The 13,387-nt window shown below is 58.2% G+C and carries 13 protein-coding genes; all 13 read left to right on the top strand.

Annotation, left to right across the window (positions count from 1 at the left end; genetic code table 11):
- Window positions 1–483 precede the first annotated feature (483 nt).
- The 13 genes from ACZOF8_RS05100 (at window position 484) to nadA (ending at window position 13,375) form a co-directional block, all read left to right on the top strand.
- Entirely contained in the window at window positions 484–786 is a 303-nt protein-coding gene (locus ACZOF8_RS05100; protein ID WP_279127287.1) for a YerC/YecD family TrpR-related protein, read from the top strand.
- A complete protein-coding gene (hisZ, locus tag ACZOF8_RS05095) occupies window positions 783–1,958 on the top strand; it encodes an ATP phosphoribosyltransferase regulatory subunit (protein WP_154488366.1) in 1,176 nt (391 codons plus the stop codon). The genes ACZOF8_RS05100 and hisZ overlap by 4 nt, the downstream gene beginning before the upstream one ends.
- A 12-nt stretch (window positions 1,959–1,970) precedes the next feature.
- Complete coding sequence (hisG, locus tag ACZOF8_RS05090; RefSeq protein ID WP_279127284.1) at window positions 1,971–2,621, top strand: ATP phosphoribosyltransferase; 651 nt, start codon at window positions 1,971–1,973, stop codon at window positions 2,619–2,621.
- Window positions 2,618–3,967 (top strand): histidinol dehydrogenase, encoded by a 1,350-nt coding sequence (gene hisD, locus ACZOF8_RS05085; protein WP_154488365.1) that lies wholly within the window; start codon window positions 2,618–2,620, stop codon window positions 3,965–3,967. The genes hisG and hisD overlap by 4 nt, the downstream gene beginning before the upstream one ends.
- 205 nt (window positions 3,968–4,172) lie before the next feature.
- Complete coding sequence (locus ACZOF8_RS05080) at window positions 4,173–5,324, top strand: pyridoxal phosphate-dependent aminotransferase (RefSeq protein ID WP_288311372.1); 1,152 nt, start codon at window positions 4,173–4,175, stop codon at window positions 5,322–5,324.
- A 17-nt stretch (window positions 5,325–5,341) separates the two neighbouring features.
- Entirely contained in the window at window positions 5,342–5,929 is a 588-nt protein-coding gene (gene hisB, locus ACZOF8_RS05075; RefSeq protein ID WP_154488363.1) for an imidazoleglycerol-phosphate dehydratase HisB, read from the top strand.
- Between the two features lies 1 nt (window position 5,930).
- On the top strand, window positions 5,931–6,545 hold the full coding sequence (gene hisH, locus ACZOF8_RS05070; RefSeq protein WP_288311375.1) for an imidazole glycerol phosphate synthase subunit HisH: 615 nt from the start codon (window positions 5,931–5,933) through the stop codon (window positions 6,543–6,545).
- Entirely contained in the window at window positions 6,542–7,270 is a 729-nt protein-coding gene (hisA, locus tag ACZOF8_RS05065) for a 1-(5-phosphoribosyl)-5-[(5-phosphoribosylamino)methylideneamino]imidazole-4-carboxamide isomerase (protein ID WP_487426643.1), read from the top strand. Before hisH ends, hisA begins: the two co-directional genes overlap by 4 nt.
- A 3-nt stretch (window positions 7,271–7,273) precedes the next feature.
- On the top strand, window positions 7,274–8,032 hold the full coding sequence (gene hisF, locus ACZOF8_RS05060) for an imidazole glycerol phosphate synthase subunit HisF (protein WP_022487850.1): 759 nt from the start codon (window positions 7,274–7,276) through the stop codon (window positions 8,030–8,032).
- Window positions 8,029–8,679, top strand: a complete 651-nt coding sequence (gene hisIE / locus ACZOF8_RS05055) for a bifunctional phosphoribosyl-AMP cyclohydrolase/phosphoribosyl-ATP diphosphatase HisIE (RefSeq protein ID WP_022487849.1) — start codon at window positions 8,029–8,031, stop codon at window positions 8,677–8,679. Before hisF ends, hisIE begins: the two co-directional genes overlap by 4 nt.
- A gap of 34 nt (window positions 8,680–8,713) precedes the next feature.
- A complete protein-coding gene (gene glmM / locus ACZOF8_RS05050) occupies window positions 8,714–10,057 on the top strand; it encodes a phosphoglucosamine mutase (protein WP_154488360.1) in 1,344 nt (447 codons plus the stop codon).
- 382 nt (window positions 10,058–10,439) lie between these two features.
- On the top strand, window positions 10,440–12,269 hold the full coding sequence (gene glmS, locus ACZOF8_RS05045; protein ID WP_154488359.1) for a glutamine--fructose-6-phosphate transaminase (isomerizing): 1,830 nt from the start codon (window positions 10,440–10,442) through the stop codon (window positions 12,267–12,269).
- Between the two features lie 200 nt (window positions 12,270–12,469).
- Window positions 12,470–13,375, top strand: a complete 906-nt coding sequence (gene nadA / locus ACZOF8_RS05040; protein WP_154488358.1) for a quinolinate synthase NadA — start codon at window positions 12,470–12,472, stop codon at window positions 13,373–13,375.
- Window positions 13,376–13,387: the final 12 nt, after the last annotated feature.

The raw sequence follows: 13,387 nt of genomic DNA, 5'->3' as shown, positions 1-13,387 counted from the left end.
CCCCACCACCGGGCAAGCCCGGTCCCCCACCCCTGCAGGGCGGACTTGGCCTCCGGCCTTGCTGGTACTTTGTACGAGTATACATCGATTCTCCGGGAGCCGGGAGGGCAGGCCCAGGAGGAGTCGGCGGGACAACATCGGGTGTTGTCGCTCCTGGGGTGGAGCACGCGGGCGATAGGGTCCGGCTTTCCTGGTCCGTAGCCGCTGCCTTTGACCGTTAGGGCAAGGCGATAGGCTGTGGGCCTCCCGCCAGGGACGAACGGGTCTGCCCTCCCGGCGGAGAGCCCTCGCGGGTGTATGGGTATAGAAGTTTTTGCCCTCTGGGCGGCCGGGACGGGCGGGCCGGCCAAAAAAATTTTCACAAATTCAAAAAAACTACTTGCATTTATCGCATCATCGTAGTAAAGTATTAAATCAGTAAAGCGGTTGTGCCGGAACACCGGCACCGCATGGATTCCTATGATACAGAAAGGGGTTACGATCATGGTAGCCGGATTGAACGAACGGGAACTGAAACAGCTTGCCAGGGCTTTCACTCTGCTGAAAGATGTGGACGGGAGCCTGGCCTTCCTGGAAGACATCTGCACCCCCAACGAGCTGAAGGCCCTGAGCCAGCGGCTGGAAGTGGCGGTGCGTCTTCACCGGGGCGAAAACTATGCAAAGATCGTCAAAGATACGGGCGCCAGCAGCACCACGGTATCCCGGGTAAATCGCTGTCTGAACTATGGAGCAGGTGGATACCGAACCCTGATCCCCATTTTGACTGAAGGAGCTAAAGAGAAATGAGCAACAGTACTGCACTGCGGATCCCTTACGGGACCAAAGATATCCTGCCGGGGGATGCCCGGCTGAAACGGGAACTGGAAGACCGGGTGGCCGGGAACTTCCTTTCCTGGGGCTATGACGAAGCCATCACCCCCACCTTTGAATATGCCGACACCTTCGCTTTGAGCGGCGCCGGCATCAGCGACGAAAGCATGCGGTTCATGGACCGGAACAACCGGACAGTGATGCTCCGGAGCGAAATGACCACCCCCCTGGCCCGGATGGTGGCCACCCGGCTGAAGAACGACAAGGGTGTGAAACGGCTGTTCTACATTGCCAATGTGTTCCGCCATGAACAGACCCAGGCAGGCCGGCAGTGCGAATTTTCCCAGGCGGGGATCGAAATGATCGGAGCGGAAGCGCCCATGGCGGATGCGGAAGTGCTGGCCCTGGCAGTCAGCAGCCTGAAAGCTGCCGGGCTCCAGGATTTCCTGATCAGCGTAGGCCACAGCGCCTTCCTGGCCGGGCTTATGGAAGAAGCCCGGCTGACGGAAAAACAGGCGGACTTCGTAAAGACCATGATCCTCACCCACAACGCGGTGGGGCTGGAAGAAGCTGCTGACCGGTTCATCCCCAAAGAGCTGAAGGACCTGTTCCGGGAGCTCTTGTACCTCCAGGGCGGCCGGGACCTGCTGGATACTCTGGAAGGCCGGGTGAAGAACCAGAAGAGCCTGGATGCCCTGAAGAACCTGAAAGCCATCTACAAGCTGACGGAAGCCTACGGAGTGGCCCAGTACCTGTCCTTCGACCTGTCTCTGATCCGGAATTTCGACTATTACACCGGTATGGTGTTCGAAGCCTATGCCCCCCAGATCGGGTTCAACATCTGCGGCGGCGGCCGGTACGACCATATGATGGAAGCCTTCGGGGATCCGGAACCGGCTACGGGCTTTGCCCTGGGCATCGACCGGATCATCCTGTCCCTGCGCCGGGACGGCCGGTTCAACCGGGAATCCAAATGGGACATTTACGTGGCCTGGGCTCCGGGATGCCAGGAAAAAGCCATCCGGAAAGCCCTGGAACTGCGGAACGGCGGCAAGAACGTGAAGGTGGCCACCAACGCCCTGACCCCGGAAGAAGCGGCCAAGGCCTGTGCAGCCAACCGGTGTGAAGCCGTAGCATATGTAGGATAGGAGAGAACGGGAATGGATTATTTGACAATTGCCCTGCCCAAGGGAAAACTTTTCGCCAAGTCTGTGGAACTGCTGGCCAAGGTGGGCTACGCCGCGGACAATGTGGTGGAGGATTCCCGGAAGCTGGTTATCACCAATGAAGAGACCAAAGTGAAGTTCATCATCGTCAAGACCGTGGACCTGCCCACTTATGTGGAATACGGGGCGGCGGACATCGGGATCATCGGCAAGGATGTGCTCAATGAGGAACGGAAGGACATCTACGAACTGCTGGATATGGGCTATGGCGGCTGCCACCTGATGATGGCGGTACCGGAAAGCAAGGTGCTGCCGGAAATCACCGATTACGCCCATATGCGGGTGGCCACCAAGTATCCCAAGTGTGCCGCGGATTTCTTCGACAAACTGGGGATGCAGATGGAAATCATCAAACTGAACGGCTCCATCGAACTGGGGCCCATTGTGGGGCTCAGCGAAATGATCGTGGATATTGTCCAGACAGGCCGTACCCTGAGAGAAAATCATCTGAAGGAAGTGGCCACAGTGTTCCCGTCCACTGCCCGTCTCATTGCCAATAAAGTCAGCTTCAAGATGCAGTACGACCGGATCCGGAAGCTGGTGGAAGATTTGAAAGTAGTCCTGAAGGAGGAAAAACCGGAATGAAAGTCTATGATGAAAGAAAAAGCACGGCAGAAGAAATCAGCCGTCTCCTGGAAAAGAAATCTTTTGATGAAGTGAAGCTGTCCCCGAAAGTGGCGGCGGCTGTGGAAAAAATGTTCGGCCGGCCCCTGACCGCTGCGGAAGAAGTGGACATCATCGTCAACGACATCCGTGCCAAGGGGGATGAAGCCCTGTTCGAATATACCAAAAAGCTGGATGGGGCGGACCTGACCCCGGCCACCATCCGGGTGACGGAAGAGGAATTTGCGGAAGCGGAAAAGGCCGTGGATGAAAAGACCATGGGGGCCATCCGCCGGGCCATTGCCAATGTGCGGAAGTTCCATGAAGAACAGCTGCCCAAGACCTGGCTGACGCCCCGGGCCTACGGGTCCTTCCTGGGCCAGAAGATGACCCCGGTGGACAGCGTGGGGATCTACGTCCCCGGCGGTACTGCCGCCTATCCCTCCAGCGTGATCATGAACGCGGTGCCTGCCAAAGTGGCCGGGGTGCCCCGGATCGCCATGGCTGCCCCTGCCGGCCGGGACGGGAAGATGAATCCCTATGTGCTGGCCACCGCCAGGGAAATCGGCATCACTGAAATCTACAAAATGGGCGGGGCCCAGGCCATTGCCGCTCTGGCTTTTGGTACGGAAACCATTCCCAAAGTGGAAAAAATCACCGGCCCCGGGAACATTTTCGTGACCCTGGCCAAGAAGGCGGTTTACGGACATGTGGATATCGACATGCTGGCCGGCCCCAGTGAAATCCTCATTGTGGCGGACAAAACGGCGGATTACCAGTACCTGGCGGCGGACCTGCTGAGCCAGGCGGAACATGATCCTCTGGCCTGCGCCATCCTGATCACCGACGATGAAACCCTGGCCAACAAGGTGGCGGACGAAGTGGAAGTCCAGCTCCAGAAGCTGCCCCGGAAGGAAATCGCCGCCCAGTCCCTGGCAGTGCAGGGGAAAATCATCCTGGCCAAGGACATGGATACGGTGGTGGACATGGCCAACATTTCCGCTCCGGAACACATGGAAATCAACACCCGGGAACCTTTTGCCCTGGTGCCCAAGATCCGGAACGCCGGTGCCATTTTCCTGGGAGCCTATTCTCCGGAACCTCTGGGGGACTATTACGCCGGCCCCAACCACATCCTGCCAACCGGCGGTACCGCCCGGTTCTATTCCGTGCTGAATGTGGAAACCTTTATGAAGAAGACCAGCATCATCTCCTATACCAGGGAAGCCCTGGCGGAAGCAGCCGATGACATCATCGCCATGGCGGAAGCGGAAGGGCTCCAGGCACACGCCAATGCCATCCGGATCCGGAAGGAGAAGCAGCTGTAACAAGACTGTCAATGGTCAATTGTCAACGGTCAACGGCCGTTGGATAAAATTTGCCTGCAAATTTTTCTGAATGTGTATATCGTTTCCGTAGGGGCGGCAGGCCCGGCCGCCCGCCAAATCAACGTTTGTCCGTGCCTGTGGCGGGGCGCCGGGCCTGCGCCCCCTACGGTTTTACGCTGCAATCTGTCAATGAGGGGGCGCTGTTATGAGCGATTTGCTTGCCCGGGAGAGTCTGGCCCGGATCGAAGACTATCAGGTGGAAACCGTACCTGATGCAGACATTGTTGTCAATGCCAATGAAACCAACTGGGATATGACCCCGGAAATCCGTCTGGAACTGGGGACCCGTCTGGCGGAACATGCCTTTAACCGGTATCCCTCCATGCACGGGGAAGACCTGTGCCAGGCCATTGCTGACCGGCTGGGGTTCGATCCTGCCCAGGTGGCCATCGGGAACGGGTCCAGCGAACTGCTGGAGAAGGCCTGCTATGCCTTCGGAGGTGCCGGGAGGAAGATCGCTTCCGCCAATCCCTCTTTTTCCATGTACCAGACCTACGCCATCCTGGCGGACAGCCAGCCGGTGCTGTTCCCGCTGACCGCGGACGGGTTCGTGGATCCGGAAGGGGTCATCAGTTTCTGCAAGGAAGAAAAACCGGCCCTTCTGATCATCTGCAACCCCAACAACCCCACCGGCAACTTCAATCCCAAAGCTTCCATGGAAAAAATCATCCGCAGTGTGGACTGTCCGGTGATCATGGACGAAGCCTACATGGAATTTGCCGTGGAAGAGGGGAAAGAGGAAGAGGTGACCACCCTGGACCTGGTGAACCAGGTGGATAACCTGCTGGTGCTGAGGACCTTTTCCAAAGCCTACGGTCTGGCCAATCTCCGGATCGGCTACGGCATCGGCAGTGCTCCTTTGATGAAGATTTTGAAAAAGGTGCTGCTGCCCTACACGGTGAACGGGGTGTCCATCCTGGCGGCGGAACTGATGTACAGCAAGCCGGAAGTGCTCCGGCAGCGGGTGGAAGCGGTGGTCTCCGGCCGGAGATACCTGCGGGATCACCTGGAAGCCCTGGGATTCCGGGTGCTGCCCAGCGCCACCAACTTCCTGCTGGCCCTGCCGGCAGGGAAAGCTCTGGAAAGCCTGGCGGAAAAAGCCGGTGCCGGGGATCTGCCCAGCAGTGAAAAAGCCATGGCTGCCGGGGGATACCTGTTCCAGGAACTGCTGGACCGGAAGATCCTGGTGCGGAACTATTCCCGGAATCCCCGGCTGCCCGGGGGCCTGCGGATCACCGTGGGCAAAGCGGAAGAGAATCCCCAGATCATCGGGGCCATCCGGGACATCATCCAATAAACAAGGGAGGCATGGTTATGCGGCAAGGGAAAGTGGAACGGAATACGAAAGAAACTCAGATTGCTGTGGAACTGGATCTGGACGGCACCGGCAAGGCGGATATTTCCACCGGGGTGGGCTTCCTGGATCACATGCTGACCCTGCTGGCGGTCCATTCCTTCATGGACCTGAAGGTCCGGGCCAAAGGGGATCTGGAAGTGGACTGCCACCATACGGTGGAAGATGTGGGCATTGCCCTGGGACAGGCCATTGCCCAGGCTCTGGGTGACAAAAAAGGCATCCACCGGTACGGCAGCTTCCTGCTGCCCATGGATGAGGCCCTGGCGGAAATCGCCCTGGACTTTTCCGGACGGCCTTACCTGGTGTGGAATGCGGACCTCATCCCCCGGGTGACCCTGGGGAACTTCGATACGGAAATGGGAGAAGATTTCTTCCGGGCCCTGGCCATGAACTGCGGCCTGACCCTCCACATCAACGTCCCCTACGGGAAAAACACCCACCACATGCTGGAAGCCATCTTCAAGGGTGTGGCACGGGCCATGAGCCAGGCGGTGGCCCTGGATCCCCGGGTACACGGGGTCATGAGCAGCAAGGGGGCACTGTAATATGGACAAAGACACCATTGTGATCATCGACTACGGCCGGGGGAACCTGCATTCCGTCTACAACGGCCTTTTGAAAGTGGGGGCCAATCCGGTGATTTCCGGAGACCCCAAGGTCATCGAAGCGGCCCCCCGGGTGATCCTGCCGGGGGTGGGGTCCTTCGGGGACTGCATGGACACCATGCGGAGCCGGGGGCTGGAAGAAGCAGTCCAGCAGGCTCTCCACAGCGGCAAACCCTTCCTGGGCATCTGCCTGGGAGAACAGCTGCTCTTTGAAGGCAGCGAAGAAGCACCGGGGGTGAAGGGCCTGGGATACTTCAAGGGCCAGGTGAAAAAAATCGTCACCGACTATAAGATTCCCCACATGGGGTGGAACCGGATCACCACCGTGAATGCCTCTCCTTTGCTGAAGGAGGCGGACGGGAAGTATGTGTACTTTGTCCACAGCTTCCATGCGGTGCCGGAAGATCCCTCCATCATTACCTCCGTCTGCGATTACGGAACCCAGATTACGGCCAGTGTGGGCCAGGGCAGCGTCCAGGGCTTCCAGTTCCATCCGGAAAAGTCCTCTTTCGCCGGCCTGGCCATGCTGAAAGCCTTCAAGGAGTGGAAACTATGAACATCTATCCTGCCATCGACCTGCGGGGAGGCAACTGCGTCCGGCTGGTGAAGGGCGATTTTTCCAGAGAAACAGTATACAGCACCGATCCCGGTGCCATGGCGAAAAAATGGGCCGATGAGGGGGCCAGCTGCATCCATGTGGTGGATCTGGACGGGGCGGTTGCCGGGGAAAGCCGGAACCTGCTGTCTATCGACGTCATCCTGAAACAGGGAAACATCCCCATTGAAGTGGGTGGCGGCATCCGGACTATGGAACACATTGCCCGGCTGCTGGACCGGGGGGTCCACCAGGTGATCCTGGGGTCCGCGGCGGTGAAGAATCCGGAACTGGTGAAGGAAGCCTGCGACAGGTATCCCGGCCGGATCGTGGTGGGCATCGACGCCAAGAACGGGGACGTGGCAGTGGAAGGCTGGGAAGCCAGCGGCCACATCCAGGCGGAAGACCTGGCCCGGAAAATGGCAGAGGCAGGCGTCCGGCGGATCATCTTTACGGACATTGCCCGGGACGGCATGCTCAGCGGGGTGAATGTGGAAGCCACGGTGAACGTGGCACGGGCTTCCGGTCTTGCGGTCACCGCCAGCGGCGGGGTGGCCAGCCTGGAAGATTTGAAAATTTTGAAAAAAAGAGAAACAGACGGCATCGAAGGGTGTATTATAGGTAAGGCGCTGTATACCGGCGCCATTGACCTTCGCCAGGCTGTCAGGATTGCGAAGGAGGCGTGAGCCATGCTGGCAAAACGGATCATTCCCTGTCTGGACGTAAAGGACGGACGGGTGGTAAAGGGAACCAATTTCGTCAGCCTCCGGGATGCCGGAGACCCGGTGGAACTGGCTTCCCTCTATGAAAAGGAACAGGCCGACGAGCTGGTGTTCCTGGATATCACCGCTTCTCTGGAAAAGCGCAAGTCCATGGTGGACACCATCGAACGGACCGCCCGGGAAGTGTTCATGCCCCTGACTGTAGGGGGCGGCATTTCCTCCCTTGAGGACATGCGGGCGGTGCTCCTGGCCGGGGCGGACAAAACCAGCCTGAACACTGCGGCGGTCAAGGATCCCACCCTGATCACCCGGGGAGCGGAAGCTTTCGGGAACCAGTGTGTGGTATTGGCCGTGGATGCCAAACGCCGGGGAGAGGATTCCTGGGAAGTGTACATCAACGGGGGCCACACTCCCACCGGGCTGGATGCCCTGGAATGGGTGAAAAAGGCCGTATCCCTGGGGGCGGGGGAAATCCTCCTGACCAGTATGGATGCGGATGGCACCAAGGACGGGTTCGACATTCCTCTGACCCGGAAAGTGGCGGAAGCCGTTCCCGTACCGGTGATTGCCTCCGGGGGCGCCGGCTCCCTGGAAGACTTCTACGAAGTCCTTACCGCCGGAAAAGCTGACGCGGCTCTGGCCGCTTCCGTATTCCATTACAGGAAATTCACGATCCGCCAGGTGAAGGAATACTTGCGGAGCAAAGGAGTGGACGTACGGTTATGAAAATCGATATCAGCAAGCTGAAGTTTGACGACAGGGGCCTGATCCCTGCCATTGTCCAGGATGTGAAGACGGACAAGGTGCTGATGCTGGCTTACATGAACGGCACCAGCCTGGCCCGTACGGTGGAAACCGGCTATACCTGGTTCTGGAGCCGGAGCCGCCAGGAACTGTGGAACAAGGGAGCCACCAGTGGCCACACCCAGAAGGTGTACAGCATCACCTACGACTGCGACGGGGATGCCCTGCTGGTGAAAGTGGAACAGAAAGGGGCTGCCTGCCACACGGGCAACTATTCCTGTTTCTTCAACCCGCTGTGGAACAGTGCTTCCGGAGAAAGCCTGCCTGTGGCGGACAACCGGCTGCCCCAGGTGATCAACGAACTGTACAAACAGATCGTCTGCTATCAGGAAAAACAGAAAGAGACCCGGAAGCTGCTGCCATCTCCCAGCCAGGACAAGCTGCTGACGGAAATGGGCGCCAATACCACCCGGACCATCCTGGCTTCCAAAAACAGCGATGCGGACCAGGTTGTTTACGAGATGGGGGATTTATGGTATCATTGCTTAGTGCTGTTGGCTTACCATAACATCACCCCCGGCGAAATGCTGGTGGAAATGGCAGGCCGGAAAGTGGAAGAAGAAAAATAAGCAGCAAATACCTGTAACAACCTGGAGGGCTCTGATGGCTAGAATGTTTGGAACGGACGGCGTCCGCGGCGTCGCCAATGGTCCTGTACTCAATGTGGAACTGGCATACAAGCTGGGCCGCGCTGCGGCTCTGTATTTTGGACGGGAAGTGAAGACTCCCAAGATTTTGATCGGGCGGGATACCCGTCTTTCCGGCACCATGCTGGAAAGCGCCCTGGCCGCCGGCATCTGCAGCGCCGGGGGCAATGCCCATCTTCTGGGCGTGATCCCCACACCGGCGGTTTCCTTCCTGACGGAAAAGCTGGAAGCCAATGCAGGGGTGGTAATTTCCGCCTCCCACAATCCCTTTGAAGACAACGGGATCAAGTTCTTTGCCCGGACCGGCTACAAACTGCCGGATGCGGTGGAGAACGAAATCGAAGCCATCGTGAACCAGCCGGTGGATTATGCCAACACGGTGACCGGGTCCAACCTGGGCCGGGTGATCCAGGAACCGGACATGGGCATGGTGTATGTAAAGCACATTGTAGACAGCGCCGACGTGAAGCTGAACGGGCTGAAAGTGGTCATGGACTGCGCCAACGGGGCCAACAGTGAAATCGCTCCGGCCATCCTCCGGACCCTGGGGGCCCATGTGATCCCCATTTTCCATGAACCCAACGGGATCAACATCAACAACGGCTGCGGCTCCACCCACCTGGAAGCACTCCAGGCCAAGGTGAAGGAAGTGGGAGCCGACTGCGGCCTGGCCAACGACGGGGATGCGGACCGTCTGCTGGCTGTGGACGAAAACGGGGACGTGCTGGACGGAGACCAGATCATGCTGATCTGTGCCCTGGACCTGATGAAGGCCGGCAAGCTGAAGGACAATGTGCTGGTGACCACGGTGATGAGCAACGTGGGGCTGGCCAAAGCCATGAAGGAACATGGTGGCTCCACGGTGAAGACTGCCGTAGGGGACCGGTATGTGCTGGAAGAAATGCTGAAACACGACTACAAACTGGGTGGCGAACAGTCCGGCCACATCATCTTCGGAGACCTGGTGCGCACCGGGGACGGGATGATGACCGGGGTGAAGCTTTTGGGCAGCCTGGTCCGCCACAACCAGACCCTGTCCCAGCTGGGGGCACTGATGGTGAAGTATCCCCAGACCCTGCTGAACGTGCGGGTAAAGGACAAGAACGGCTGGCAGGAAAACCAGGCCATTGCCGATGTGGTACGGAAGTACACGGAAGAACTGGGGGACGACGGCCAGGTACTGGTCCGTGCCAGCGGCACCGAACCCCTGATCCGGATCATGGCCCAGGGCCCCAACCAGGTGGAACTGGACAACATCACCGAAGCCATTGCAGAAGTGGTGCGGAAAGAATTGGCATAAGGAAAAAGACGCTGCTGAGGCAGCGCCTTTTTTTTGTCAGCTGACCGCTGACGGGGATGCTGCGCAGGCAGCACCCCCTTTCCTGTTGACCCCATGGCAAAAACATAGTATCATAAAGTATCTGTGGAAACATGCTCTCCGGGGATACCGGACTGGAGGGCCGCCTGTTTTTGAGGGGGAACGGGCAATGGGATTTCTGCAAATCTGGAGCGCAGGTGCCGGGCTTTGCCCGGCCGACGAGGAAGAGGTTCATCGATCAGTCAGCGGATGCCTCTCGGTAAGCTGCACACCGTAAGCTGTCCTACAAATCCCTCCGGCAACGGAGGCATACAGAAGGGGCGGCGGCAGACGGTAACTACCATATGCAGGAGGGCACAACAACATGTGCGGAATCGTAGGATATATTGGACGTCATCAGGCTACTCCCTTTCTCATGGAAGGGCTGAGCAAGCTGGAATACAGAGGATATGACTCTGCAGGCATTGCCGTGTACAACGACGGGAAAATCGACGTGGAAAAATGCGTGGGCCGTCTGGACGCTCTGCGCCAGAAAATCGTGGGCCACGAACCGGTGGGCACCCTGGGCATCGGCCACACCCGGTGGGCCACCCATGGGAAACCCAGCGATATCAATGCCCATCCCCATACGGACGAAAGCGGCCAGTTCGCCGTGGTCCACAACGGGATCATTGAAAACTACATGCCTCTGAAGCAGGCTCTGCTGAAAAAAGGCCATCATTTCCGCTCTGATACGGATACGGAAGTGGTGCCGCATCTGATGGCAGATCTGTGGGACGGGGATTTTGAAAGCACCGTCCGGAAAGTGCTCCACACCATCAAAGGGTCCTATTCCCTGGTGTTCCTTTGCGCCAAGGATCCCAGCAAGCTGATCTGCGCCAAAAAGAACAACCCGCTGGTCATCGGCCTGGGCAAAGGGGAAAACTACATTGCCTCCGATATCCCGGCCATCATCAGCAAGACCCGGGACACCTACATCCTCAGCGATGGGGAAATGGCCGTGGTGGAACCGGACAAAGTGGTGGTAAAGGACCTGGAAGGGCACAAGATCGATAAAAAAGTGTTCCGGGTGAACTGGGATGCGGAAGCGGCAGAAAAAGGCGGCTTCGAACATTTCATGCTGAAGGAAATCTACGAACAGCCCAAAGCCGTCCGGGATACCCTCCGGGGCCGGGTGGACAAAGGCAGCGACAAGGTGGTCTTCAACGAACTGAACTGGACCCCGGAAACCCTGAAGGACATCCGGAAGATCTTCATCGTGGCCTGCGGCACCGCCTACCATGCAGGCATCGTAGGCAAGTACTACATTGAAAAAATGGCCCGGATCCCGGTGGAAGTGGACATCGCTTCCGAATTCCGGTACCGGAACCCCATTATCGACGAAAGCTGCCTGTGCATCGTAATCAGCCAGTCCGGGGAAACCAGCGATACCCTGGAAGCCCTGAAGGAAGCCAAACGCCGGGGGGCCAAGACCATGGCCGTCACCAACGTGGTAGGCTCCTCCATCGCCCGGGAAGCGGACCATGTGGTCTACACCTATGCGGGCCCGGAAATCGCCGTAGCCTCCACCAAGGCCTACACCACCCAGCTGATCGTCATGCTGCTGCTGAGCCTGTACATCTCCAACCTGAAAGGGAAGATCAGCGACGAACGGCTCCATGAACTGATCCAGAGCGTGCTGGAAGTGCCGGAACAGATGCATGAGATCCTGGACCATGTGGACCAGATCAAGGTGTACGCCACCAACTATGCCAACCGGGAAGATGCCTTCTTCCTGGGCCGGAGCCTGGACTATGCCGTGGCTCTGGAAGGGGCTCTGAAGCTGAAGGAAATCTCCTACATCCATGCGGAAGCCTATGCGGCAGGGGAACTGAAGCACGGGACCCTGGCCCTCATTACGGAAGGGGTGCCGGTGATCGTCCTGGCCACCCAGTCCAACATCTATGACAAGACCATCAGCAACCTCCAGGAAGTGAAGACCCGGGGTGCCATCGTGATTGGCATCGGCATGGAAGGGGATACGGAACTGGCCAAACACGCCAACAACGTAATCATCATCCCCAAAGCCGACGAAGACCTGGCTCCCATCCTGGCAGTGATCCCGCTCCAGCTGCTGGCCTACTACGCAGCCCTGGCCAGAGGCTGCGACGTGGACAAACCCCGGAACCTGGCCAAGAGCGTGACGGTGGAATAAATCCATAAGGATAAAATGCTCCCTGCGGGGAGCATTTTTTTATCCGCCTTGCACTTTCCCCAAAAATCAGCTACAATGGACTCATTGCATTATCTGTTGACATCCGCTGACATGACAATGAAAGAAAAATCGTGTATAATGTACACAAAATACGAAAGGGGAACGGAGAGTTCCCCTTTTCCCAAAAGGAGTCCTGATCCATGGAAGACTTGTTCGATGCCATCACCCGCTTGAAAAAGGAACGGAATGCGGTGATCCTGGCCCATGTATACCAACCGGAGGAAATCCAGGAAATCGCTGATTTCTGCGGGGATTCGTTTGCCCTGTCCCAGCAGGCGGCCCAGACCGATGCGGATGTGATCGTGTTCTGCGGAGTCCGGTTCATGGCAGAAACCGCCAACATCCTGTCTCCGGACAAAATCACCCTGCTGCCGGCCATCGATGCCGGGTGCCGGATGTTCGACGACACCCTGGAGTCCCGGGTGAAAGCCTTTCTGGCAGAGCATCCGGAATACAAGGTGGTGTCCTATGTGAACACCCCGGCCAGCGTCAAGGCCCTCAGCGAAATCTGCTGCACCTCTTCCAACGCGGTGAAGGTGATCGAAAGCCTGCCGGCGGACCAGCCCATCCTGTTCGTACCGGACCAGAACCTGGCCACCTTTACGGCGGAGAAGACCCATCACACCATCCTGCCCTGGCGGGGAGCCTGTCCCACCCATCACGCCCTTTCGGTGGAAGAAGTGACGGCAGTCAAAAAAGCCCATCCCGGCGCCAAAGTGCTGATGCACCCGGAATGCCGGCCGGAAGTCCGGGCCCTGGCGGATTATGTGGGCAGCACCATGGGGATCATCCATTATGCCCAGCAGAGCCCGGACCAGGAATTCATCATTGCCACGGAATGCGGAGTACTGACCCAGCTGGAATGGAAATGCCCCCACAAGAAGTTTTATATGGCAGGAGGCAACCTGCTGTGCCCCAACATGAAAAAGACCACCCTGGAACTGGTGAAGCGGTCCCTGGAGACCCTGGAACCCAGGATCGTGGTGCCGGAAGAGATCCGGAACAAGGCCCGGAGGGCTCTGGAACGGATGCTGGAAGTGAAGTGATTGGGTTGTCAA

This window comes from Acidaminococcus sp. (assembly GCF_057597765.1).
Note: the sequence above shows the minus strand (reverse complement) of the source record. Positions and strands in the feature narration are given on the sequence as shown.